Genomic DNA, 23,618 nt, shown 5'->3' with positions numbered 1-23,618 from the left:
AGTTGCTGTTATCTTGGGTCGGGGAGGATGAGTTCCGGATTTAATTCATGGCGTTCAAGAATAAGACCGGACAGTCTTGCGATGGAAATTTCCGATGAGAGGCGGTTGAACTTGGAGTCGAGGAGACGAATCCGAGCCTGATCAAGATCCCGCTGCACTTCCAGCACATCGCGGAAAACGGATATGCCTTCTTCGTACTTGCTCATTTCCCGTTCAAAGGTCGCTTCCTGGAGGCTGACCGTCAGTTTGGCTGCCTCAAGGCTCTGGCTGACCGAGTCGAGGTTTCTCCAAGCCGACCGCACTTGGCGAAAGAGGGATTGTTGAAGTTCGTTCAACCGGATGTTCTCCTGCTCAAGCTCTTTCTCGGCGCTCCGCAAGGTGGCCTTGGCCCCTCGCATCTGCCACGGCATGGAAAACTCGAACCCGACAATCCAGACATGGCCGTCCCGGTCCAAGGCGCTGTCAAACGCATTGCCCGCGTCCTCACTGTCGAGTCCGGTATAGGCACCGGACAAAACCAGGTCCAGATTGGGGCGAGTCTCATTTTTTGCGGCGCGCCGCTGCCATTCCCGTTGGTCAATGACTGCTTCCTGTTGTGCAAGAAGGGGATCCTGCGCCTTGGCTAAATTCCAGACCTCGGCAAAATCCGTATAGGTATCAATGCCTTCGGGCAACCCCGAGACTTTCAGGGAGGATTCCAGCTCCAGCATGCCGGGTGCAAAAGTGCCCATGTAAATAAACAACTGGTCGATCGCATCGCCGAGGATCCGCCTTGTTTCAATGATCTCTTCCCGGCGTTGGGCCCGGGAAGCTTCCGCCTGCAGGACATCGATGCGGGTTGCCACACCGACACGCTCGCGTTCCTGGGCTTCCTTCAGGAGTGTTTCCGCAACTTTCAGGGAGGATTCATTGAGGGCGAGTTGCTCCTGAAGCCTGGCGACGGCCCAGTAGGCCCGCTCGGTTTCCGCAAGGAGTTCGAAGAGAGCTTCCCGGACGGATTCAGATGCTGCGGAGTATCCGGCGATGGCGCTTTGGATGCCAGCCGTGTTGACGTCCTTTCCAAATCCATTGAGCAGGGGTTGGCGGATTGACAGGGACAAGTCGGCAGACTGGCTCAGGTTGCTGAAATTGACCACCGCGTCTGTGTTCCTGCGGTCCAGATTGGTCCGGGCAGTCACTGTTGTGCCATAGCTGAAGCGCTTTCTCGCCCCAACTTCCCATGAGCGGTTGTCGGATGAGGTGCCAGTAGTTTCCTCGAAAGTCGTATCCTGCTCGGACTGGGAGACCTGTCCGCTGGCAAATAGTTCCGTGTCAAAAAATGATTCGCTCTGCGTGATCGAGAGGGAGGCAATTTCGGGATTAATAGCGGCCGCGCGGAAGGCAAAGTTGTTTTCAAGCGCAGCCTTGATTGCCTGACGCAGGTCCAGCTCGAAGGTTTCCGGGCTCGATTCTGCATTGAGTAAATTGACCCCCAGTAGCGGGATAATGAAAAGGCTGGCTTGTCGTAGTTGGCGAAGTGAAAAATTCATTACATTCTAAAAATCGATAGGATCGGACTGCTGACAATGATGGATTCTGACTGGATACTTTGATGCGTGAGGGAGACTGATTCAGCGGGGCATATCTTGATGGCTGACCCAAAATAAATTCCCAATACCAATAATAGCAAGGGAAGGATAAGCGATAGCAGGGTCTTTCCCTGTTGCAGACTGAAGCCGGTCGTTTTTCTTGAATGCATGCATCTTCTTAACCACCTCTTGTGCCAGCTTTTTCACACCTTTATAACCTGTTGATGACGAGTTAGATAAAGGTTTAAGAATTTAACTCTGCATGGATCTTCGGCGAGGGAAGACAAAATTTGGGCAAAACCCCCAAAGCTATTTTTCCTCATCCAACTGGATACTGTAGACATCGAGGATGCTACCCCGGACACGGTTGTATCGCGCTGCCGAGATGGCGTAATCCGTCAGGGCGTTGATTTCGCGGATTTCAGCAACCGCAAGGTCTCCCTGGAGTCGCAACACAACGAAAGTGGAGGAGGTTCCGGCGCGGAGCTTTTTTTCCTCCGCCTCGAGTGACTTCTCGGATAATTCCCGCGCTTTGCGAGCCGCCCCGATACGCGCCCAGTCCGCTTCCAGTTGGGTGGCGGCGTCATCCAGTTGGATACGGATGGATTGCTCCAGTTGGACCAATTGCAGATCCGCCTGGTTTCGTTTCAGGTAGGCCTGGACCTTTTCGGCCGACCGGGACCTGTTTGGGAAAGGAAAACTGAAGACCGCCCCGATGGTGTAACGCGTTTCGCCGTCGTTCAGGCTCTGGTCAAGGCTGTCACTCAGCGTCTGGTCGATACCCAGACGTCCGATGGAACCGACAATGTCCAGTTGCGGAAGAGCATTCCTGCGAAATTGGCGCAGTTCCAACTCGCGAATGTTGAGGCCCGATTCGGCAGCCAGGTATTCGGGAAGGTTTTGCAGCGCGAGCTGGAAATCCCTTCCAAGCTCGGGCTTGAAGAAATCGGGTTCCTTCGGCGGGGCAATTTCCAGATCGAGTTCTAGGATGGTGGCGGGGTTGTCCCAGACGAGACCTTTGAGGGCATTCTCCGCCTGCTGAAGGAAAGCTTCCGAGCTGATTACAGAAACTTCCCGCAAGGCGGCCTCCGACTCGGCTTGTACAATGTCCAGTGGTGCCATAACACCGGTTTCAACCCGCCGCCGGTTATCTTCAAGCAGTTGAAGGGCGAGGTCCCGGTTCCTTTCCGCGATGCGAAGATTCTGCTGGGCAAAATACATGGTCTGGTAGGCCGAAATCGTTGATTCGACAGTGTCCATGACCCGTGCCCTGAAACCCTCCCACGAGCCGTTTGCCGCTTCCCTGGCAATCCGCAGTGTGGAATATGTCCCGTCCAATCCGAAATTCCGTAAGATCGGCTGTGTGACGGTGATTCCAGCAAAGGAGCTGACGGAATCACTGACCGTCCCGGTGAATGGATCAAAGGGAGTTGAGCGATCACTCGCCTCGATGGCCGCCTCCCATTCCATTCCCCATGGAAGTAGCGAGCCCACGCCGAAGCGGGCCGAGGCGGACTCATCGGATGCGTCAAAGCCGGCAAGTGATTCCTCTTGATAAAAGTACTCCGACTCAATTACCGGGTCGAAGATGCCACTCGCGGCCCGGCTTTGCTGTCGGGCAATAGCGGGCTCAAAGCGCTCGACGCGGATCGCGAAATTGCGCTCAAGGGCTTGGGCGATCGCCTCCTCCATTGTTAACTGGAGGGTCTCTGCACTGAGCAACGGTGCCGTGGCAAGGAATGCCGTAATTATCGAAATATTATATCTATTCATATCGCAAAGCTTGAGCCGGTTCAATTCTGGCCGCCCGGAAGGCGGGCGGGGCCGCCGAAAGAACGGCGACAAGGGTCACAAACCCGAAGGAAAGCGCGTAGGGCAGGACGGAATCGGGATCTATCTCATAGAAAAACAAATTCATGGATTCCTTGATGCCCGGTGAAAGAATAACCGGGGAGAGCAGAATGACCGCGATAATGAACCCGAAGAGGAGCTGTTTGAAGGCGTGGGCATAGACAAGCTTGAATACCCCAGTCCGGGTTGCTCCCAATGCCTGACGGATTCCAAACTCCATGATCCGTTGATTTACCGAAAAGGAGATGACGCCATAAATGCCAACTCCGGCAAGGATGGTGGCCAGTACACCGAATCCGGTGAAGATAGAGCCGAAAAACTGGAATTGGGCGGTTGCTCGATTGTTCACTTCGCGCGGTGTTCCCACTTCGTAGACGGGGAGATTGCTGTCCAGGGAGGCGATTTCCTCGCGGAGAATGCTGGCCAGTTTTTGGGGATCTCCTGAACCGCGCAAAAGGATTGTAATGAATTGCGAGAAATCGCTTTGCGTTTGCGGAACAAAAAAGGCGGCACCGTCATCGTCCTCGTTGAAAAGCCCGCTTTCCTGCATGGATCCGGAGACCCCGACAATTTCGAGCCAGGAACCTTCCTCTTCATTTTCCTGCTGGGAGATCTCCGCCTTGAATCTCTGGCCAATGGGATTGGTGTGGCTCCACTCCCGTTCTGCAAAGGCCCTGTTGACGATTGCATAGCGTGGGACAGTGGCTGTGAAGTCCTCTGGATAAAAGTTCCGGCCAGAATAAATGGGAAGTTGTACAGAATCGAAGAAATCAGGCGAGACCCGCTGGATTAGGGCGATCTTCAAGTTCTCAGTATCCTCCCCCGGAATTCCCTTGCTATACCTCACTCCGTTTGACCACAGGAATTGGTAGCGATCTGTCGTTGCCGCGTAATCAACTTCCGGACGGTTTTGAAGGTTTGTGATAAGGGCCTCTATGAAATTTGCACGATCCAGGTCTTCCGGGTAGAGCTCCTCGAAAAGGCCGATGCGAGCTGTCAATACTTCGTCTGGATTGTATTCGTAGGGAATCGACAAGGCGTTGTTCATACTTTGCACGAAGAGAACAACCAGGGTCAGGATTATCGCGGCCACGCTGATCTGGAGAACAACAAGGGCACGGCTGAATTTCCCCATATTCAGGGAGGTGCCGGTGCGGTTGCTGTCTTTCAGGACTTCATTCTCATTGACTCCTGATGCCCTGAGGGCGGGGACAATACCGGAGATGATTCCCGTGGCGATTGTCACGAACAGGGCTGCCACAAAAACTTTCCAGTCAAGGGAGAACTCCATCCATGAGGGCGTGTTGAACTCAACGCTGGCTTCGCGTATTCTTCCGAGGTTCCAGACGGAATAGGTGATTCCGAGAATCGCCCCAAGGATGGCGAGGAGGATACTCTCTGTCAGGAACTGTGATATGATACGGTGGCGGCTGGCTCCGAGGGCGGAACGGATGGCGATTTCCCGTTGCCTGCGCATCGATCGCGCCAGAAGAAGATTTGCCACATTGGCACAGGCGATGACAAGGATGAGGACTGTGATCAGCAGCATGACGCCGGTCATGGTCACGGTCTGGTCACCGAGGAATTCGTCAATGAACGGCTTTACCTCCATTGCCCGGAAGCCCTCATTCGTGTCGGGGTACTTCTCTTCGAGCATGCCGGCCAGCACACTCATTGAGGCATTTGCCTGATCAAAGTTCACACCGGGAAGAAGGCGACCGAACACTTCAAGTGTCATCATCGGGTCTCCCCATGAAAGAGCTGACGGGTCCTGCTGCTTGAAGAGGGGAACCCAGAGGTCCTCATTAATCGGGAACCCAAATCCTTCAGGCATGACCCCGACAATCGTTGTTGGCCTTCCATTCAGGACAGCTGGTTTTCCGATGATATCCGGATCCTCGCCGAGGTCGTTTTTCCAGACCTTGTGCGAGAGCACCGTGACGTGCGGTGCTCCGGGGAAGTCATCCGAAGGAACCAAGGTTCTCCCAAGGGCAGCCTTTGCCCTGAGCATTTCAAAGGTATTGGCAGAGATGAAAGCGCCGTTGTATCGCTCAACAAGGTTACCAAAGGTGAAATTGGCCGTGCCGATATAAAATCCGGCGAGTCCCTCGAAGGCCTTCTGGTTGTCCCTCCATTCGATAAACTCGAGAATTGTCGGTTCCGCGTTGAAGTTTTCACGCTCGACATTGATCCGCTCAACATGGGCAATTTTTTCCGGTTCAGGAAACGGTAGTCCCTCGAGCAGGATTCCGTTGGTCACGGAGAGCTGGGTCGTCACGGAAGCAATCCCGAGGCCCAGGGCCACCGCGGAAACTATCGTGAATCCGGGGTTCCGCACAAGCTGGCGGAATCCGAATTTGATATCCCTGAGAATTGCTTCCATGTTGAAGGGGCCTTCCGGACTATTCGTAGCGCAGGGCTTGTCCCGGGTCAACGCGTGCCGCCCGCCGTGCTGGCATCAAGCAGGCAGAAACAGCAACAACAGTGAAGACAACCGCGACCAGAAGGTAATTGACCGGATCCTGCGGTGAAACTCCGAAAAGGAAGTTCTGCATCAACTTCGAGAAGAAGAAGGCTCCCGTGAGTCCAAGAACCAATCCGACCGTGAACTGAATCAGGCCGGAGCGCATGACGAGGACAAGCAGGCTGTTTCCGGTCGCTCCAAGTGCTGAACGGATTCCGAATTCCATCGTCCGTTGGTTCACGGAGAACGACATGATCCCGTAAATACCGACCGAGGCGAGGAAGACGGCGACCAGACCGAAAATCTTGAAGATGTTCGCAATGATGCGTTGGGTGACCGTATCCTCCTCGACGATTTTTGCCGGTGTTGCATCAGCGTAAATCGGAAGGGTTGGGTCCAACTTAATAACTTCGTTCCGGACAATCTCACGCAGCAGCATCGGATTACCGGGGCCCCGTGCGGCGATGGTCATGAACGTCGCGGTGTATTCCGGAGCCATTGGCCGCCAGAAGTGGCGACCCTCCGCACCTGTTGTGTTACCAACGCCCTGAGCGGCCATGTTCGGGGCAACCCCGACCACGGTCAGCCATGGGATGGAATCAATCTCCTCGGGGGTCATGTTTGCCCGTTCACCCGGCCATGGTTCGCGGGTGATACGTTTGCCAATCGGGTTTTCGCCCGGGAAAAGGTGTTCCGCGAGGGCCTGATTGATCACCGCAACCGGCATGTTGTCGGGCGTGTCCAACTCCGTGAATTCCCGCCCTTCGATCAATTCGACTCCAAGCGTTTCAAAATATTCCGGACTGATATATTCCGTGGTCACAACGGGCATATCTTCCGGTTGTTCGTACTCGGCGCCATCTGCCTTGATGCGGGTCCAGTCGACGCCGATCAGGGTCCAGCGGTAGCGTCCGTAAAGGGCCGTATGCTGGATTTCCGGGCGGGCCTCAAGGTTGCGTTTGAGTGTCGTGAAAAACTGATACCGGTCTTCCGGGTCAGGATATGCACTGTCGAAAAGTCCCATTCGTGCGGTAAAGACCTTTTCCGTATCAAAGTGCAGGTCGGTGTTACTGATATTCTGCACACTTCTCACCATGAGTACAGTGAGGATGAGGAGGACGCTTGAAATCGCCACCTGCACGACCACCAGCCCCTTGCTGAAAAGTCCCATGCGAAGGGAGGACCCGGTACGGGTGTCGTCCTTCAGGATGTCCGTCACGCTCACCCTCGAAGCCTTCAGTGCCGGAACAATTCCCGAGATGAGGCCGGATAGAAGTGTGACAATCGTGACAATCGTCAGCACGCGCCAGTCCAGGTTAAAGGTGATCCAGAAAGGTAGCTGCATCACCTCCCCATATGACTGGAGTGTATTGGTGGCCCAGAGGGCAAGAAGCATCCCGGCGAACGCCCCAAGAGCGGAAAGGAGAATACTTTCCACCAGCAGTTGGCCAATGATAGAGATCCGGGTTGCCCCGAGGGAGCTTCGGATCGCCAGTTCCTTACTGCGTAGCGTGGAACGGGCAAGAAGCAGGTTGGCAACGTTTGCGCAGGCAATCAGCAGGACAAAGCCTCCCATGGCGAGCATGATCCACATCATGCGAATGGGTTGCTCGCCCAGCAGCTCCGTCGCCACAGGATCGACCGAGGCCGCGACAAATTCTCCGTGAGTTTCCGGGTATTCCTTGGCAAAGCGGTTGATAAAGGAAGTGAGTTCCGCCGTGGCCTGCTCACGCGAGACGCCGTCCTTCAAGCGGCCCATGACACTCATGGAAAGGTCACCACGGTCGACATCGGCCCAGTCAATCTGCGGATTGAGGGCAATCCAGACCTCGTCCCTTCCGGGAAATTGGAATTTCTTCGGCATAACCCCGATGATTGTGCCAAGGGCACCATTCACGCTGGCGCTCTTACCGACAATGGAAGGATCTCCACTGTAGTGAGTTTGCCACACGGCATAGCTGAGGAGTATGACCGGGGCCGCTCCGGGCTTATCCTCTTCCGCGGTGAACCCGCGACCGATCAATGGCTCCACACCAAGGATTTCGAGCCAATTATGGGAAATGCGGGATCCCGTAAAACGGATCGGATTATTGTCCAAACTGACATTGACGGTGCCGCCAAACCAGGCCGCCAATGATTCAAAGCTCTTCTGTTCACGCTGGATGTCCTGAATGTCCAGTATCGGGATACCGGTGTTCCATGGTTGGCGTTCCTGGTCCCAGCGCTTCACGAACATTAATTCCTCTTGTTCCTCAAATGGAAGCCCGCGGATGATCGCCCCGTTGATCACGCTGAACATTGTCGTGACTGAACCGATACCAAGGGCAAGCGCAACAACGGCAATGAGGGTGAAAGCAGGGCTCTTTACAAGAATGCGAAGGCCAAATTTAAAGCTGCGGATTAGATAGTCCATTTAGTGGTTCCTTGGTTGGGTTGAGAGAAAAAAATTATTCGTAGCGGAGCGCTTCCATTGGTGAGAGACGGGAGGCCTTCCGCGCCGGGAGGAAGAAGGCAAGGGTTGCCACGCCGATCAGCGTGAAGAGAACCCCGATGTAGACGGATGGATCCAGCGGATTGACTCCAAAAAGGAAGTTCCGGATAAACTGGCCGATCAAATAGGCAAAGCCAGTCCCCACGATGATTCCGACCACCATCTGGTAAAGCCCTTGCTGGAGGACTTTTGATATGATGTTCCGCGTGTTGGCACCGAGTGCCATACGGATGCCGATTTCCCTTCTGCGGCGACTCACATTGAAGGCCAGCATGCCGTAGACGCCGATCGCCGCGAGGAAAAGGGCCATCAAACCGATCGAGAGAAAGTAGTTGGCCATTAATTTGTATGGATAGATCTGCTCATCAATATAGGAAGCCATGGTCTGCGAAAAGTAGACCGGCAGATGGGGATCAAGTGTGAGAATAGCTTGCTGGATTGAGTTTTGCAGTTCCGGATTACCGGCCTCATCGGCGTTGACAATGAGGGACATGAAGGAGGAAGCCGTTTGCCGGTAGGGTGCATAAATGATGGCTTCTGTCTTGGCGGGCTTTGTGAAGTTGGAAACCCGCACATCCGAGACAACCCCGACAACCCGGAAGTTGTCGTTCTGCCAATCCGAGGAGCCTTCCAGTTTGCTGGTGACAAGGCTGAGGCTTTTGCCAACGGGATTTTGGCCGCCCATGAAACGCCGGACAAATTCCTGGTTCACGACGACAACATTTGCTGAGCCTGTATCATCGCTATCAAGGAAAGTCCTGCCAGTTGCGGTCTGCATCTGCATCGTGTTGAAGTAACCCGGAGAAACAGATTCGATGAAGGCGTAGTTTACCTTCGGTTGTTCATCTTCGAGACCGGCCATGATGAACGGTACCTCGAAATTTCCGAACATCCCGATCCAGCTGGTGACCGCGCAACCGGAGACACCGGGCACTTCCTCAACAACCTTTGTCAGTTCCGCATAAAATTCGTCCCGGTCGGCTTCTTCCGGATAATCCCTCGGGAAGAGGCCCATCCGCATGGTCAGAATGTCCTCGGCCTGGAATTGCGGGTCGATCCGCGACATGTCAAGGGTGTTGCGGGCAACCAGACCTGCCCCGAAGAGCAAGGCGCAGGAAAAGGCGATTTGCACCACAGCGAGAAGGCGCGTCAGTTTACCAAGACGAAAACTGGTGGAGGTGTGGGACGTATCCTTGAGCATCTCATTGAGATCCGTCTTGGATGCCTGCCACGCGGGAATAAACCCCGAAATCATGGCGGTCCCCAGCATGACGAGAACGACAAACCCGAAGACACGCCAATCGAGCTCGAAGTTCATCCAGTAAGGAAATTCAAAAAGTGCTGACTCTGTCGATACATCGACCGACCAAGCCGCGAACAAAAGCCCGCCGACCGCCCCGATCAGGGAAAGCACAAGGCTTTCCGTAAGGAGTTGCTGTATGATCCGGCGACGGGTTGCCCCGATTGCCGCACGGATGGCCATTTCACGACCACGGCTAAGGGCTCTCCCGACCAGAAGGTTGGCCACGTTGGCACAGGAGACCAGAAGAATGAAAATAACCGAACTGATGGTCACCACGAGAATCGATTGCGAGGCGCTGTTCATTTCCAACCGCCCGAAGGGTTGGCAGGTCAATTGAAGCTGATCCTTCTGTTCGATCTGTGAGCCATCCCATGAAGCGTACAGTGCCTCGAGTTCATCACGCGCTTGTCGGGCGGTAGAGTCCCCATTGAGCCGGCCAACGGCAATGACGTGCATCGACTCGTTTTCATCCCCGGGAAAGAGGGTGCGATTAAGTGGAACCCAGGCATGGGCGTTACTCGGGAAGTGGAATCCCTCCGGAAGGACACCGACAACCGCGTGCTCGGAACCGTTTGCCCGGATAGTCTTTTTGAGGATTTCCGGATCGCTGCGAAAGCGGCTCTCCCACATTTCGTGACTGATGAGAATTTCCCTTGGTCCATCGGGTAGGATTGCTTCATCGGAGAAAGACCGGCCCATCTCGGGTTCATGCCCGAGCAAGCTCAGGAAATTCGGTGACACAAAAGCTCCAGTGTAGCGTTCGGGTGTCCCTTCACCACTAATATTAATGGTCCCGGAATAATAAGCCATTATCTCGTCAAAGCACTCAACCCCGTCCAGACTGCCAAGCTCATCAAAGGGAAGCGGCATCATTTTTGCCTCATAGCTTTCCCCCTTCAGGTAGATATGATGCAGTTCCTCGGGATTCTCAAACGGAAGCGGCTTGAACAGGAGCCCATTGAGCACACTGAAGGTCGTCGTGGTCATTCCCAGGCTTACCGAGAGTGCCACGATGGCCAGCAGTGTCAGTCCGGGTCGCTTGAAGAGAATCCGGAATGCATACAGGAAATCTGAGACAAAAGCATTCATTCAGCGGCTTCAGTCCTATCAGGCTTCAGCGCGAAGAGGCACATGCTCAACATCACGTTCCTCATCCACGATCTTGCCGTCGAAGAGATGAACAATCCGGTTTGCCACGTGGGCATAGCGGTCATCGTGGGTCACCATGCAGATGGTCGTGCCTTCCTTGTTGAGGTCGGACAGCATTTCCATGACGACAGAGCCGTTCTTGGAATCAAGGTTACCGGTCGGTTCGTCAGCGAGCAGGATCTTGGGATTGCCGGCAAGCGCGCGGGCCACCGCAACACGCTGTTGCTGACCGCCTGAAAGCTGGCTTGGAAGGTGCTTTTGACGATGGATCATTTCGACCTTTTCAAGGGCTGCTGTTGCCATCTTCCGCCGTTCTGCGGGCTTCAAGCCCCGGTAGGCAAGGGGAAGCTCGACATTTTCAATGACGGAAAGGTCACCGATCAGGTTGAAGCTCTGGAAGATAAATCCAATTTCCCGGTTCCGGATGCGCGCCCGTTCCTCGAGTGAAAGGTTGGATACGTTATTCTTGTTGAGAATATAATCACCTCCTGAAGGCGCCTCAAGCAGGCCGAGGATCGAGAGCAGGGTTGACTTGCCACATCCGGAAGGACCGGAAATGGAAATAAACTCACCTTTATTGATTGTCAGGTGGATGCCGGAAAGGGCATGTGTTTCAATATCGTCGGTGAGGAAGACCTTGGTTATTCCGTCAAGGGTGATTAGTTCGTTATTTTCGCTCATGATGTTTAGCTGTTGGGTGATTGTGTTCTAGTTGAGGCGCAGTCGGTCATTATCGTCGTACTGGCTGGTGTCTGATAAAATGATTTCGTCCCCTTCGATGAGGCCGCTCATGACTTGGATTTCACTGACCGAGCTCTTCCCGAATGTCACGGTGGTCCGCTCCGCGACATTGCCGCCGTTGGTCAGTTTAAAGACGCCCACGGTGCCGTTTTCACGGGCAAAGGAGGGCCGGCCGATGTAAAGAATGTCGCTCAGGTTGGCCAGTTGGACACTGCCCTCGACGGTCAGGTCAGCCCGGGCTCCGCGCGGAAGCTCACCCGTGATGCGCACATCGACATCAACGGTGCCGCCGACAACAGTCGGATTGACGCGGGCCACTTCCCCTTTGACGACTCCGTTGCGGGTGTCGATGGAGGCGGTTTGCCCGATTTGAATGTCCTTGGCCTGTGTTTCCGGAATACGAATGACGGCCTTGAGTCGTGACGGGTCAGCTACTTGGGCCAGCTGGGTACCGGTTGACACCTGCTGTCCTTCCTCGAGGGGAAGCCGTTGCAGGACTCCGCGGATTCCAGCCTTTACAGACAGGTCGGCCACTTGCTGGCGCAGTAAAGTAACCCGTTCTTCCTCCTGCGAGACGCTGGCCAGTGCCGGGGCAAGATTTTGCTCCATTTGCTGGCGCCGCGTGGCAAGCCGGCGGCCCAGAATATCAGTCTGCCGCTCCAGTTGTTCCTTGGATACCTGTGACCGGAGAAGGTCCCGTTCGGCGACAAGGCCCTCCGCGAAGAGTTCCTCGTTCACCCGTACATCCAGTTTGGCATTCTCGTAACTCGCCTCCAGCTGGGCCAGTTGGTATTCCATTTCGAGAAGGCTGTCCTCCTCGCGGACGCGCTGATTCGCGAGCTCGGCCTGGGCTGAGGCAAGCTGAAGCTCGGCGTTGCGGAAAATCTGTTCCAACTCGGGATTGCCCAATAGCAGAATAACCGTTTCCGGTTCCACTGCCGCCCCGGGCAGAATGTAGATATGCTCCACGCTGCCGTTGGTCTGGGCTGTTATCCAGCGCAGGTCTTCCGGGACAAGGGTGCCGATCCCGCGCACGTTTACCTCCATGGGGCCGCGGGCAACTTTACCAATCCATACACTCGAACGCTCGACGGACGGTGCCGCCGGGTCCATGGAAAAAAGGAAGAAACCGACAACCAGCAGAAGGGCCAGCGAACTGGCTCCAATGATGATCTGGCGCTTCTTCTTTTTCTTTTTTAAGTCATCTCTGATAATATCCATTGAAACTGAATCTAGTTTAGAACGAACCTGGAATAGTGGTTTAAGCAAAGGTGGTGCCACCTTTGCTTATAATTGCCTTAAGCTGTTGAATGGCAATTACTTAGAATTTGATATAATTATATTGGACTTCCCGCCACGGATAAGTGTCCCGCAAATGGGACGACTGTCGTCCCATTTGCGGGACTGCTGGCTCAGCGCCTTGGCAGGATGATTTCGGCGCAACAGCCGATTGCATCCTCTCGATTGGCTAGAGCGAGTGAGCCTTCGTGCGCCTCAATAATTTGCCTCGAGAGGGTGAGGCCAATTCCTGATCCGCCCTCCTTGGTGGAGAAAAAGGGAATAAAGAGGTTGTCCGGATTGGCAATCCCCGGCCCGGAATCCTCGACATGCAGGACGAGGGCATCCCCTTGCTCGCGCCAGCAGATCTTGACCCAGCCATCGGTCTGGGTGGCTGCCTCAACGCCGTTTTTGACCAGATTCAGGAGGGCCTGTTCAAGCTGGTCAGGATCAGCTTGAAGCGTGACATCGGGGCTGTTTGCCGGGTCTATTTTCACCTCGGGATCTTCATACAGGGAAGCAATTCGTCTCACGAGTGGCTTCAGGGGGACTGGCTTCAGTTTGGGATGCGGCAGTTTCGCCAGCCGGGCATATTCGTTGATAAACCGGCTCAGTCCGTCTGCTCGTTGCCGGATAATTTCCAGCCCCTCAACAAGATCCTCGCGATCCTCAGGCTCCGGGTCGTCGATTGCTGCGACTCGCTGGAGGCTTTCGGAAAGCGACCGGATCGGGGCCATGGAATTGTTCAGCTCATGGCCGAGGACGCGGATAAGGCGTTTCCAGGCAAGGAGCTCCTCCTCGCGCAGGTTCCGGCTCACATCGATGAGAATGAGGAGCTCGTGTGGTTGGCCAGCGACGCGATAAGTTCCCCTGCGCACAGTAAAACGGCCCGAGCGGTCCGGGTTGGGATGCGGAATGATGGCGTTTGGAGGGCTCTCCAAGGCCTTGTCGAGGTTGAGCTCGGCGGCATAGCGATGGGTGATCTGCTCCTTGCCGATTCCGAGGAGTCTGCGAGCCGCCTCATTGGCCAGTTTTACACAGCACTCCGGATCAAAAGTGATGACGGCGGCGTCTATTTCCTGAATGACCTTGTCCATGAGCGCATGTGCTTCCATGGCATCCATCCGGTGTTCTGAGAGGACATCAGTGAGCATGTTGATCTCCATCATCAACTGGCCCAGCGCATCTTCGTCATTGAGGTAATTCGCCTTCAGGGAGAAGTCGCCCTCGCGCAGGGCCGAAAGCATGTTGGAGGCGGTCTGCAGGGGAAGGATGATGTTGGATTGAATCCGGATGCTGAAGTAAAACCAGGCCGAGCCGACAAGGATGAAAACCGTCAGGTAGACCTTGAGGCCGTAGTCTCCCACGATGAGAAGAATGAGCGCCGCGAGGAGTCCCGGGGCGCCACAAAGGAAGGCCAGCAGCTGGATGCGGTGCTGGTGGCTTAATCGCCGTTTTCCTTTGGAACCCATTTTAAAAAGGACAGTTTAGAGCCCGAAGCGCTGAAGCCGGCGATAGAAAGCGGAGCGGGAGAGCCCCAGATCCTCGGCCGTCTTGGTGGCATTGCCGCCATTGCGCTTGAGGGTGCGTTGAATAAGGTATTTCTCCACGTCCTCGAGGCTCATGTCATCGAGGCTGGGCGTATTCATAGCGGAGTCGTCGCTCGTGGCAGCAGTGGAGACCAGTCCGAGGTCGGAAACCTTGATCTTGTCACCCCCGGCGAGAAGAACGGCTCGCTCGATCGTGTGGTCCAGCTCGCGGACATTACCGGGCCAGCCGTAACGCTTCAGTGTTTCAAGCGCTTGATCGAGGAAGCCGTCGATAGCCTTGTTATAGCGCTTCAAGTGCTGTTTCAGGAATGCATTTGCCAGCAGGGGAATATCCCCTTCGCGCTCGCGCAGCGGCGGCAGGTGAACCGGGATGGTGTTGAGACGGTAAAGCAAATCCTCACGGAACAGGCCCTCCTTGACGGACTTTTGCAGGTCGGAATTGGTCGCACTGACGATGCGGACATTGACCTTGAGGGTACGGGATGAGCCAACGCGCTCAAATTCCCCGGTTTCCAGCACGCGCAGGAGCTTTTGTTGCTGTTCCATCGGGAGGTTTCCGATTTCATCCATGAACAGTGTTCCGCCATCGGCCATTTCAAAGCGTCCGGCCCGATCGGATTTGGCGTCCGTGAAGGCCCCCTTGACATGGCCGAAGAGCTCACTCTCGGCCACTCCGGTTGCCAGGCCGCCCATGTTGATCGAGACAAAAGGTTCGGTCGCGCGTGCCGATAGGCTGTGGATGTAGCGGGCCGCCACGCCTTTGCCAGTGCCGTTTTCCCCGGTGATGAGAATGTTGGCATCAGACGGTGCCACCTTGTGCATAATCTCAAGGACCGGCTTCATGACGTCGGATTTTGCGAGGAAGTCGCGAGACTTGCTCTCCTTCAGGGCCCGGTTCTCATCCGCAAGGACGGTTGCCCGGTGCTTCGCACGATACAATTCAGCCTGGTTGAAAATGGTCGCGATGACACGCGCGTTCTCCCATGGCTTCTGCATGAAATCGGCCGCGCCACGCCGCATGCATTCCACGGCAAGGTCGATGGTCGCCCAGGCGGTCATGACGACCACCGGCAGGTCCGGATCAAGCTTCTGGATCTCTCCGATCAGGTCGAGTCCCTCGTCGCCACTGGTGGTGTCGCGTGCGTAGTTGAGATCGATCAGGGCGACATCAAAAGGGTTATGGGCCAGCGCATCCAGCGCTTCATCGGGGGTGTTGACCGTCTTCACCTTGCATCCTTCCCCACGGAGAAGGACTCGCAAGGCATGGAGAATGTCGCGCTGGTCGTCGGCGACGAGAACGGATGGCGGTTTTTCGAGAGACATGGTAAGAGATCAAAAAGAGGATTTGCTTGATCAATGAATCCGTTTACGGTGGCGGTTTCAAGGATCATTATGCCTGAGCTTCCTGATTTAAACCCCTTTGTTGATCGTCTCGCCGATCTGGATCGCCAGATGGCCGAGCCTGATTTCTTTTCGGATCCCCGTAAATCGGCGGATCTGTCCCGTGAGCACCAGAAACTGACGCGCCTCCTTGAGTTGCGCGATCGCTTCATGGCGGCCGGAAAACAGCTGGAGGAAAACAAGGAGCTGATGGCCGATACCGAAGCCGATGAGGAGCTGCGTGAAATGGCCGCGGAGGAAGTGCCGCAACTCGAGGAGCAACTGGAGAAACTCTATGAAGAGGTCCTTGAGTCGATGCTTCCGCCCGATCCGAGCGATTCCCGCAATACGATCATGGAAATCCGTGCCGGCACGGGTGGCGACGAGGCGTCCCTCTTTGCGGGTGACCTTTTTCGCATGTATTCACGCTTTGCCGAGCGGCAGGGCTGGCGGATCGAGGAACTGAGTTCCAACGAATCGGAAGTGGGCGGCTTCAAGGAAATTATTTTCTCGGTCAGCGGCGATTCGGTCTACCGCGACCTCAAGTGGGAGAGCGGAGTCCACCGGGTGCAACGCGTTCCGACAACTGAGGCCGGTGGTCGCATCCATACCTCTGCCGCGACGGTGGCCGTGCTTCCGGAAGCTGAGGAAGTGGATGTGCAGATTGATCCGTCCGAGCTGGAGATTACAGTTGCCCGGGCCAGCGGTCCGGGAGGGCAGGGTGTCAATACCACGGATTCCGCCGTGCAGATTCTGCACAAGCCAACGGGAATGATCGTGAAGTGTGCCGATGAGCGTTCCCAGTTGAAGAACAAGAACAAGGCGATGAAGGTGCTCCGTTCGCGCCTGCTCGAACAGAAGGAACGTGAGGAACAGGAAAAGTATGCCGCCAACCGGAAAAGCCAGGTTGGTAGCGGTGACCGGTCCGAGCGGATCCGTACCTACAATTTCCCGCAGGGCCGCATGACGGACCACCGGATCAATCTCACCCTGTACAGCCTGGATGAGCTGATGGAAGGCGGCCTGAGCCCGGTGGTTGAAGGCCTTCAGGAGGCGGATAAAAAACAGCGGATTGAAGCAATTCTGGATACAAGTTCTGCCAACTGAGGAGGTGTCTGATGCAGCAGGTTGTCGAGGTTCTCAAGAAGACGGAGTCATTTTTTGACCGGTCGGGAATTGAATCGCCGAAAGTGGAGGCAGAGTGGCTTCTCGCTTCCGTTCTGGACTGTAAACGTCTTGAGTTGTACCTGCAATGGGACAAGCCGTTGCAGGAGGATCTTCTTGAGCAGTTGCGGCCGCTTGTAAAGCGGAGGGCTTCTGGTGAACCGCTTCAGTATGTTCTCGGGTATTCAGAATTTCATGACATCCGCATAGCGGTAGCGCCCGGGGTCTTGATTCCCCGGCCGGAGACCGAGTTGCTGGTGGAGTTTATTCTAGCCCATCTCAGGGAGATTGATTCACCCCGGATTGTTGACCTTGGGACCGGTAGCGGAGCTATTGCTCTTGCGTTGGCAAAAGCCCTTCCAAGGGCGAGAATTCTCGCGGTTGAGAAGAGCTCCGACGCGTTGGTGCAAGCGCGCCAGAATGCCGAGACACTAGGCCTTCGTGAGCGGGTCGCCTTTCGCAGCGGTGACTGGTTGAAGGATTTGTCCTTCGAGGCGGACTGCATTGTCTCCAACCCGCCGTACCTGACCGAAGAGGAATGGCAGGCCGCGCGGCCTGAAGTTAAAGAGTATGAACCGAAGGATGCCTTGGTTGCCGCAGACGGGGGCACTGGCGATTTGCGAAAGATTGTTCGCGATGCGGGAGACCGGCTTGCCCCAAATGGCCTCCTCGCCCTCGAGATGGGGATTGATCATGGGCCAACAATGAGCGCGCTTGCCCGCGATTACGGGTACGGCGAGGTCCTCGTGAAAAACGACGACAGTGGTCGGGAACGCTTTCTCTTTGCCCGCAAGGGATAAAGTGACAAGGAGTCGGGCCTTCAGGCCTGGTTATAGTCACTTTCCCTGCGCCGGAACCGGGCCTGAAGGCCCGACTCCCGGTCGCATGGGATGTGAAAATGAATTTGCCTAGAACTTCCCGCCATAGATGGCGCGGGAGCCCAGCATTTCCTCGATACGGAGGAGCTGGTTGTACTTGGCGATACGGTCGGAACGGCTCAGCGAACCGGTCTTGATCTGGCCACAGTTGGTAGCCACGGCAATGTCCGCAATGGTCGTGTCTTCCGTTTCACCGGAGCGGTGCGAAAGGACAGATGTGTAGCTGTGCTCCTTGGCCAGTTCGACGGCGTCGAGGGTTTCGGTGAGCGAGCCGATCTGGTTGACCTTCACGAGGATCGAGTTGGCCACGCCAAGGTCGATACCCTTCTGGAGGAACTTGGTGTTGGTCACGAAGAGGTCGTCGCCGACGAGCTGGACGCGATCGCCGATTGCTTCGGTGAGCATCTTCCAACCGTCCCAGTCGTTCTCATCACAACCATCCTCGATCGAGACGATCGGGTAGCGGTCGCAGAGGTCCTTTAGGAAGGCCACCATTTCCTTGCTAGAGCGCTTGGATCCATCGGATTTGCTGAAGACGTACTTCTTGCTCTTCGCATCGTAGAATTCGGAGGAAGCCACATCGAGGGCGATGAAGATTTCCTTGCCGAGCTTGTAACCGGCGCTCTTGACGGCCTTGGCAATCACTTCGAGGGCAGCCTCGTTGGAAGCCAGAACCGGGGCGAAGCCGCCTTCATCACCGACTGCGGTGGAAAGGCCCTTGGCCTTGAGTTCCTTCTTCAGGCTGTGGAAACATTCCGCACCCATGCGCAGCGCTTCCGAGAAAGACTTGGCGCCCTTGGGCATGATCATGAATTCCTGGATGTCGATCGGGGCATCCGAGTGGGCACCGCCGTTCATGATGTTCATCATTGGAACAGGCAGAACCTTGGCGTTGGTACCGCCGATGTAGCGGAAAAGTGGCAATTCGAGGGCCAGTGCGGCTGCCTTGGCGGTCGCCAGGGAGACGCCGAGGATGGCGTTGGCACCGAGGTTTTTCTTGGTCGCTGTTCCGTCGAGGTCGAGCATCCGTGTGTCGATGTCAACCTGGTCTGCGGAGTCGCGTCCAATCAGCTCGGGGGCGATGACTTCATCGACATTCTTGACGGCCTTGAGCACGCCTTTGCCGAGGTAGCGTTTGCCGTCAATGCCGCTCTTTTGCTTGGGCTTGAGGTCTCCGTCACGAAGCTCGAGGGCTTCATTTTCGCCTGTGCTGGCTCCGGAAGGAACCGCGGCGCGGCCGATCACTCCTGATTCGAGCTCGACGTCGACTTCGACTGTTGGGTTTCCGCGTGAATCAATGATTTCGCGCGCGCGTATATCTACGATTGTGGTCATATGTTTTTTGATTAAAGGTGAATGCTTCTGCTGCCCCGTCGCGGGGAAGCCCAGACTGATAGAGCGTCATGTACGATTAGGCGTGGATGTCAATAAATTAGGACTGCTTATCGGTTTATCGAGTGCTTATTAATGTTCCTTCTCGCTCACTCGAGCTCTTCCAGTGCCTCGCTGGCAATCTCGGCTGCACGTGTCATGCTTTTGGCTTCCTTGATAAAAAACTGCTGTGCGCAGAAGGGCTCCTCGTTCTTAAGTGGTTGGATCCGCCGGTAGGAGCCATTTGGATAGAGACGGGTTGCCGTCATCGTATCGTTCAGGCAGTTGCCGAGAATAGTGTCTATGATGTAATTCCGCAAATCTTCCTGTTCGACAGGGAAGACCACTTCAATCCGGCGATAGAAATTTCGGGCCATCCAGTCAGCTGAACCGGCGAAAATGAGGGGCTGTTCGGCATGGCCATTCTGAAAGTAGAAAATCCGGCTGTGTTCAAGGTATCGGCCGAGGATGCTGCGCACGCGGATGTTTTCACTGATTCCCTTGAGTCCGGGAACCAGGCTGCAGATCCCGCGGATGATCAAGTCAATTTCCACGCCCGCCTTGGAGGCCTCGTAGAGGTTGTCGATCGTTTCCTTGTCAACCAGGGAATTGCATTTGACGATGATCCGGGCTGGCAGCCCTTTTCGTGCATTCCGCGCCTCACGCCGGATAAAATCGTTCATGCGCCGGTGAAGGGTGTAAGGGGCGACCAGGAGATGGTGGAATTCCGGGGCCTTGGCAAAACCGGTCAGGGTATTGAACACTTCCGCTACTTCATCGGTGATGCTGTCGCGGCAGGTGAAGAAACTGAGATCAGTGTAGAGGCGGGCCGTCTTGGTGTGGTAATTGCCGGTTCCAAGGTGCGCGTAGCGTCGCAAGGTGTCGCCCTCTCGCCGGACGATGAGACAGCACTTGCAATGGGTCTTCAAGCCGACAAAGCCATACACGACATGGATCCCGGCATCCTCCATCATCTTGGCCCAGTTGATGTTGTTGGCCTCGTCGAAGCGGGCTTTCAACTCGATGAGGACAGTGACCTGCTTGTTGTTGTGTGCCGCCTCCATGAGAGACTTCACAATCGGAGAGTCGGAGCTTGTCCGGTAAAGGGTGATCTTGATCGCGAGGACGTTGGGATCCGTTGCGGCCTGTCGTGTAAATTCCACTACAGGATCAAATGAGTCATATGGATGATGAAGAAGGAGGTCCTGCTGCTTGATGGCATCGTAGACAAAGCGGTGTTGCCGGAAAACCGGTGGGGCATGTGCATGAAAGGCCGGGAATTTTAATTCCGGCCGTTCGATCATGTCGTAGACACTCATTAAGCGAAGGAGGTTGATCGGGCCGTTGATGCGGAACACGTGCTGTCGGCCGAGTCGGATGGATTGGAGGAGCTCGCTGAGAAGATCTTCCGGGACATCCGATTCAATTTCCAGGCGGACCGCCGATCCCTTGCGCAGGTTATAGAGCTCCTCCTCGATCGTCTGGAGGAGGTTCTCCACTTCTTCCTCGTCGATGTAGAGGTCACTGTTGCGCGTAATCCGGAAGGCGTGCACCGACATGACCTTGTATCCATGAAATAACTTCTTGGCGAAAATTTTCAGGACATCGCTCAGGAAGATATAGCAATCCGGCACGCGCTTCGTTCCGGGTATTCGCACGACCCGCGGAAGGATCCGAGGGACGGGAATAAAGGCCATCATGCGCTCGGTGGCAGGGGTATCGGGATCATCCAGCCAGAGAAGAATATTGAGCGACTTGTTCCCGAACTGTGGAAAGGGATGGGCAGGATCGATGGCCAATGGCGTGAGGACTGGAAGGACCTGATCCTCAAAATATTCCCTGAGCCACTTCAATTCGCGTCGGTTGAGTTGCTGCCGTGACTTGAAGGGAATGCCATTGTCGGTCAAGTCCGGGACAATCTGTTCATGCCAGCATTTGTACTGTTCCTGAACAAGGGAAGCGACGACTGAGTGAACCCGGCGAAGCTGCTCCTTCGGACCAAGGCCGTCCATGCCCGACTTGGTGAGCCCGGATTCCACTTGCTGGATGAGGCCGGCCACGCGGATTTCAAAAAACTCATCCAGATTGGAGGAGACAAATGAAAGATACTTCAGTCGCTCAAGAAGTGGATTTCGTGCGTCTTCCGCCTGTTCCAAAACCCGGCGGTTAAACGCCAGCCAGCTTAGCTCCCGGTTGAAGTAAGCGGCCTTGTTTTTCTGGGTTCTCTTCTTTTGCGGCATAAACCTTATATAATGGGGCATTTTGAAGGAAGGGCAAGCGCCGACCTCAACCCCTAATCATAGGCATCCGTCGATGTGTTGCCCAATATTTATCCAAATTATTTGTCGATGTGTTGCATTACATCCACCCAGGTATCGGGCTCCGGCTTGCGGAACCCTCAACCTGGGCTATTTACGCCGGCCCTTCGGGCAGCCGGACTGAAAAATGGCCCAACGGGCCGGAAGATCTAGGCCAGGGTGCCGGACCCGCAACGCGGGGACGGATGCCTGGGTGTCGTTACAGTTTTTCCAGCAAGTCGTAGATCCGCTTCACCATGGAGCGTGGATCCTCAACAAAGCCGGCGGCAATCATGGAATTGTCATAGATTTGTTCCGCGACGAGCGTGGCAATTTCGGGATTACCCTCCTTGAGGCCGTGGAGTTTCTGCATGAGTGCATGGCTGGGATTGATCTCCAGTTGGACGGCATTGGGTCCGCCGGCGTCCTGATTCATGGCTTTCATGATGCGCCTCATTGAAGGCGTCATCATCTTGTCGGAATTGAGTGCGGCGGCCGGGCTGTCGACGAGTCGTTTGGAGACGACAACGTCCGTGACCTTGTCCCCGAGAGTTTCCTTGAGCCACTTTGAGAGGTCTTTCTGCTCGTCCTCGGTCAGCTTGTGTTCCGGAGAGCTGTCCGTGTCCTCAAGGGAGACATCCGCACTGTCGGCGGCGACAAGCTTCTTCCCCTCAAACTCATTGAGGTGATTCATGACAAACTCGTCGATCGGCTCGTAAAGGAAGATCACCTCGAGGTTGCGCGCGGTAAAGGCTTCCAGATAGGGACCGCTTTCGATCGAGTCACGTGAAGGCGCATAGAGGAAATAGATTTCCTTCTGCTCCTCTTTCATGCGGCTCACATAGTCGGCCAGGCTGGTGCGCTTGCCCGGCTCGGAGAGGCTGCTCTCGTAGCGGAGGAGCTTGGCAAGCTTGTCCTTGTGCGTGAAGTCGGTGGTGATGCCTTCCTTCAGGTAGATACCGAACTGGTCGTAGAATTCAGTGTAGGCATCCGGATTCTTATCTGCCTCGGTGGCGAGGTGCTTGAGGAAGCGGCCGGTAAGGATCTTGTTTAGTTTCTGAACAAGGGCGGAATCCTGCATGGACTCGCGGGAAATGTTCAGGGGCAGGTCCGCCGAATCGACAACGCCGCGCAGGAAGCGCAGCCACTCGGGCAACAGGCCTTCCGGCTTGTCATCAATGAGGACCTTTTTGCAGTACAGGGAAACGCCCGGTTCCGTGCGGCCAAAGCCAAAACGCTCGATGTTTTCCTTCGGGGAAAAGAGCAGGGCGTTGATGAGCAACGGGGCGTCGGCGGAGAAGTGAAGGGTATGGCGCGGCTCGTCGAAGGCGTTTGCCTGGAACTTGTAGAATTCCGTGTACTCTTCCGGCTTGATCTCGTTCTTGTTTTTCAACCAGAGCGCTTCGATGGTGTTGACGCGGTCACCGTTCAGGTTGATCGGGAACTGCACAAAGCTGCTGTAGCGCTTGATGATTTCCTCAATCTTGGATTTCTGGGCAAACTCCTTCGCATCCTCCTTCAGCTTGACGACAATCTTGGAACCGCGCCGCTGGCTGTCTTCGGTCTGTTCGATGCGGTATTCACCCATTCCATCACTGATCCAAACGAGGTTTTCGCCGTCTTCCTTGTAGGAATGCGTGTAGACGCGAACCTCATCGGCCACCATGAAGGCTGAATAGAATCCGACCCCGAACTGCCCGATCAGGTTGAGGGGATCGCTCCCGGATTCCTTGGCCTCTTTCAGGGCCGAGGCGAAGGCCTTTGAGCCGGACTTCGCAATGGTGCCGATATTCTCAACCAGCTCATCGTGGGTCATTCCGATACCGTAATCCTGGATGGTGATCGTCCCCGCGGTGTCATCGGTGCTGATGTTAACTTCAAGGGGAAGTTTTTCATCGTAAATGGATTCCCCGGTGAGCTGCGTGTGGCGCAGCTTTTCGAGGGCGTCGCTGGCATTGGAAACAAGCTCCCGGACAAAAATATCCCTGTCCGTGTAGAGTGAGTGAATGACGATATCCAATAATTGGCGGGTTTCCGCTTGGAAGGTATGGGTCTCGGTCTTTTTCGTGCTCATGTCTGTCTTCTGATGGTTCTTGTTATTCAAATTGGAAAAAACCGCCTAATGTAGGCCTC

General features: G+C 55.4%; 15 protein-coding genes. 2 read left to right on the top strand and 13 right to left on the bottom strand.

Annotated elements, in window-relative coordinates:
* Positions 1–8: 8 nt before the first annotated feature.
* From G0Q06_RS05970 to G0Q06_RS05925, 10 genes are all read right to left on the bottom strand, one after another.
* The gene (locus tag G0Q06_RS05970; RefSeq protein WP_163963487.1) at positions 9–1,529 is read right to left on the bottom strand and encodes a TolC family protein; all 1,521 of its coding nucleotides are present in this window, start codon (positions 1,527–1,529) and stop codon (positions 9–11) included.
* An 81-nt stretch (positions 1,530–1,610) separates the two neighbouring features.
* Positions 1,611–1,775 (bottom strand): hypothetical protein, encoded by a 165-nt coding sequence (locus G0Q06_RS05965; RefSeq protein ID WP_163963485.1) that lies wholly within the window; start codon positions 1,773–1,775, stop codon positions 1,611–1,613.
* A gap of 102 nt (positions 1,776–1,877) precedes the next feature.
* The gene (locus tag G0Q06_RS05960) at positions 1,878–3,341 is read right to left on the bottom strand and encodes a TolC family protein (protein WP_163963483.1); all 1,464 of its coding nucleotides are present in this window, start codon (positions 3,339–3,341) and stop codon (positions 1,878–1,880) included.
* Positions 3,334–5,802: an ABC transporter permease gene (locus G0Q06_RS05955; protein ID WP_163963481.1), complete on the bottom strand. Its 2,469-nt coding sequence runs from the start codon at positions 5,800–5,802 to the stop codon at positions 3,334–3,336. Before G0Q06_RS05955 ends, G0Q06_RS05960 begins: the two co-directional genes overlap by 8 nt.
* A gap of 19 nt (positions 5,803–5,821) precedes the next feature.
* Positions 5,822–8,296 (bottom strand): ABC transporter permease, encoded by a 2,475-nt coding sequence (locus G0Q06_RS05950; protein ID WP_163963479.1) that lies wholly within the window; start codon positions 8,294–8,296, stop codon positions 5,822–5,824.
* A gap of 34 nt (positions 8,297–8,330) precedes the next feature.
* Positions 8,331–10,766, bottom strand: a complete 2,436-nt coding sequence (locus G0Q06_RS05945) for an ABC transporter permease (RefSeq protein ID WP_163963477.1) — start codon at positions 10,764–10,766, stop codon at positions 8,331–8,333.
* A gap of 18 nt (positions 10,767–10,784) precedes the next feature.
* Positions 10,785–11,507 carry an ABC transporter ATP-binding protein gene (locus tag G0Q06_RS05940; RefSeq protein WP_163963475.1) on the bottom strand — a complete coding sequence of 241 codons (723 nt, stop codon included), beginning with the start codon at positions 11,505–11,507 and terminating at the stop codon, positions 10,785–10,787.
* Positions 11,508–11,534: 27 nt separating this feature from the next.
* Complete coding sequence (locus G0Q06_RS05935) at positions 11,535–12,788, bottom strand: HlyD family secretion protein (protein ID WP_163963473.1); 1,254 nt, start codon at positions 12,786–12,788, stop codon at positions 11,535–11,537.
* A 191-nt stretch (positions 12,789–12,979) separates the two neighbouring features.
* A complete protein-coding gene (locus G0Q06_RS05930) occupies positions 12,980–14,317 on the bottom strand; it encodes a sensor histidine kinase (RefSeq protein WP_163963471.1) in 1,338 nt (445 codons plus the stop codon).
* Positions 14,318–14,332: 15 nt separating this feature from the next.
* The gene (locus G0Q06_RS05925; protein ID WP_163963469.1) at positions 14,333–15,718 is read right to left on the bottom strand and encodes a sigma-54-dependent transcriptional regulator; all 1,386 of its coding nucleotides are present in this window, start codon (positions 15,716–15,718) and stop codon (positions 14,333–14,335) included.
* A gap of 69 nt (positions 15,719–15,787) precedes the next feature.
* Here G0Q06_RS05925 and prfA point away from each other — a divergent pair, with 69 nt between their 5' ends.
* A complete protein-coding gene (gene prfA / locus G0Q06_RS05920; protein WP_163963467.1) occupies positions 15,788–16,882 on the top strand; it encodes a peptide chain release factor 1 in 1,095 nt (364 codons plus the stop codon).
* 11 nt (positions 16,883–16,893) lie between these two features.
* Positions 16,894–17,739 (top strand): peptide chain release factor N(5)-glutamine methyltransferase, encoded by an 846-nt coding sequence (gene prmC, locus G0Q06_RS05915; RefSeq protein ID WP_163963465.1) that lies wholly within the window; start codon positions 16,894–16,896, stop codon positions 17,737–17,739.
* A gap of 108 nt (positions 17,740–17,847) precedes the next feature.
* Here the strand turns inward: prmC and eno are convergent, their stop codons facing one another.
* The 3 genes from eno to htpG form a co-directional block, all read right to left on the bottom strand.
* Positions 17,848–19,152: a phosphopyruvate hydratase gene (gene eno / locus G0Q06_RS05910; protein WP_163963464.1), complete on the bottom strand. Its 1,305-nt coding sequence runs from the start codon at positions 19,150–19,152 to the stop codon at positions 17,848–17,850.
* A gap of 146 nt (positions 19,153–19,298) precedes the next feature.
* Positions 19,299–21,428 (bottom strand): polyphosphate kinase 1, encoded by a 2,130-nt coding sequence (ppk1, locus tag G0Q06_RS05905; RefSeq protein WP_238710363.1) that lies wholly within the window; start codon positions 21,426–21,428, stop codon positions 19,299–19,301.
* A 277-nt stretch (positions 21,429–21,705) separates the two neighbouring features.
* The gene (gene htpG / locus G0Q06_RS05900; protein WP_163963460.1) at positions 21,706–23,559 is read right to left on the bottom strand and encodes a molecular chaperone HtpG; all 1,854 of its coding nucleotides are present in this window, start codon (positions 23,557–23,559) and stop codon (positions 21,706–21,708) included.
* Between the last annotated feature and the right edge of the window lie 59 nt (positions 23,560–23,618).

It is taken from the genome of Oceanipulchritudo coccoides, from assembly GCF_010500615.1.
GTDB classification, from domain to species: Bacteria; Verrucomicrobiota; Verrucomicrobiia; order Opitutales; family Oceanipulchritudinaceae; genus Oceanipulchritudo; species Oceanipulchritudo coccoides.
This window is presented reverse-complemented; position numbering and strand designations above follow the sequence as displayed.

Bases quoted from the DNA above. Each gene is read 5' to 3' on its own strand.
- G0Q06_RS05970 (WP_163963487.1), bottom strand. From the start codon at position 1,529: ATGAATTTTTCACTTCGCCAACTACGACAAGCCAGCCTTTTCATTATC.
- G0Q06_RS05960 (WP_163963483.1), bottom strand. From the start codon at position 3,341: ATGAATAGATATAATATTTCGATAATTACGGCATTCCTTGCCACGGCA.
- G0Q06_RS05955 (WP_163963481.1), bottom strand. From the start codon at position 5,802: ATGGAAGCAATTCTCAGGGATATCAAATTCGGATTCCGCCAGCTTGTG.
- G0Q06_RS05950 (WP_163963479.1), bottom strand. From the start codon at position 8,296: ATGGACTATCTAATCCGCAGCTTTAAATTTGGCCTTCGCATTCTTGTA.
- G0Q06_RS05945 (WP_163963477.1), bottom strand. From the start codon at position 10,766: ATGAATGCTTTTGTCTCAGATTTCCTGTATGCATTCCGGATTCTCTTC.
- G0Q06_RS05940 (WP_163963475.1), bottom strand. From the start codon at position 11,507: ATGAGCGAAAATAACGAACTAATCACCCTTGACGGAATAACCAAGGTC.
- G0Q06_RS05935 (WP_163963473.1), bottom strand. From the start codon at position 12,788: ATGGATATTATCAGAGATGACTTAAAAAAGAAAAAGAAGAAGCGCCAG.
- G0Q06_RS05930 (WP_163963471.1), bottom strand. From the start codon at position 14,317: ATGGGTTCCAAAGGAAAACGGCGATTAAGCCACCAGCACCGCATCCAG.
- G0Q06_RS05925 (WP_163963469.1), bottom strand. From the start codon at position 15,718: ATGTCTCTCGAAAAACCGCCATCCGTTCTCGTCGCCGACGACCAGCGC.
- prfA (WP_163963467.1), top strand. From the start codon at position 15,788: ATGCCTGAGCTTCCTGATTTAAACCCCTTTGTTGATCGTCTCGCCGAT.
- prmC (WP_163963465.1), top strand. From the start codon at position 16,894: ATGCAGCAGGTTGTCGAGGTTCTCAAGAAGACGGAGTCATTTTTTGAC.
- eno (WP_163963464.1), bottom strand. From the start codon at position 19,152: ATGACCACAATCGTAGATATACGCGCGCGCGAAATCATTGATTCACGC.
- ppk1 (WP_238710363.1), bottom strand. From the start codon at position 21,428: ATGCCGCAAAAGAAGAGAACCCAGAAAAACAAGGCCGCTTACTTCAAC.
- htpG (WP_163963460.1), bottom strand. From the start codon at position 23,559: ATGAGCACGAAAAAGACCGAGACCCATACCTTCCAAGCGGAAACCCGC.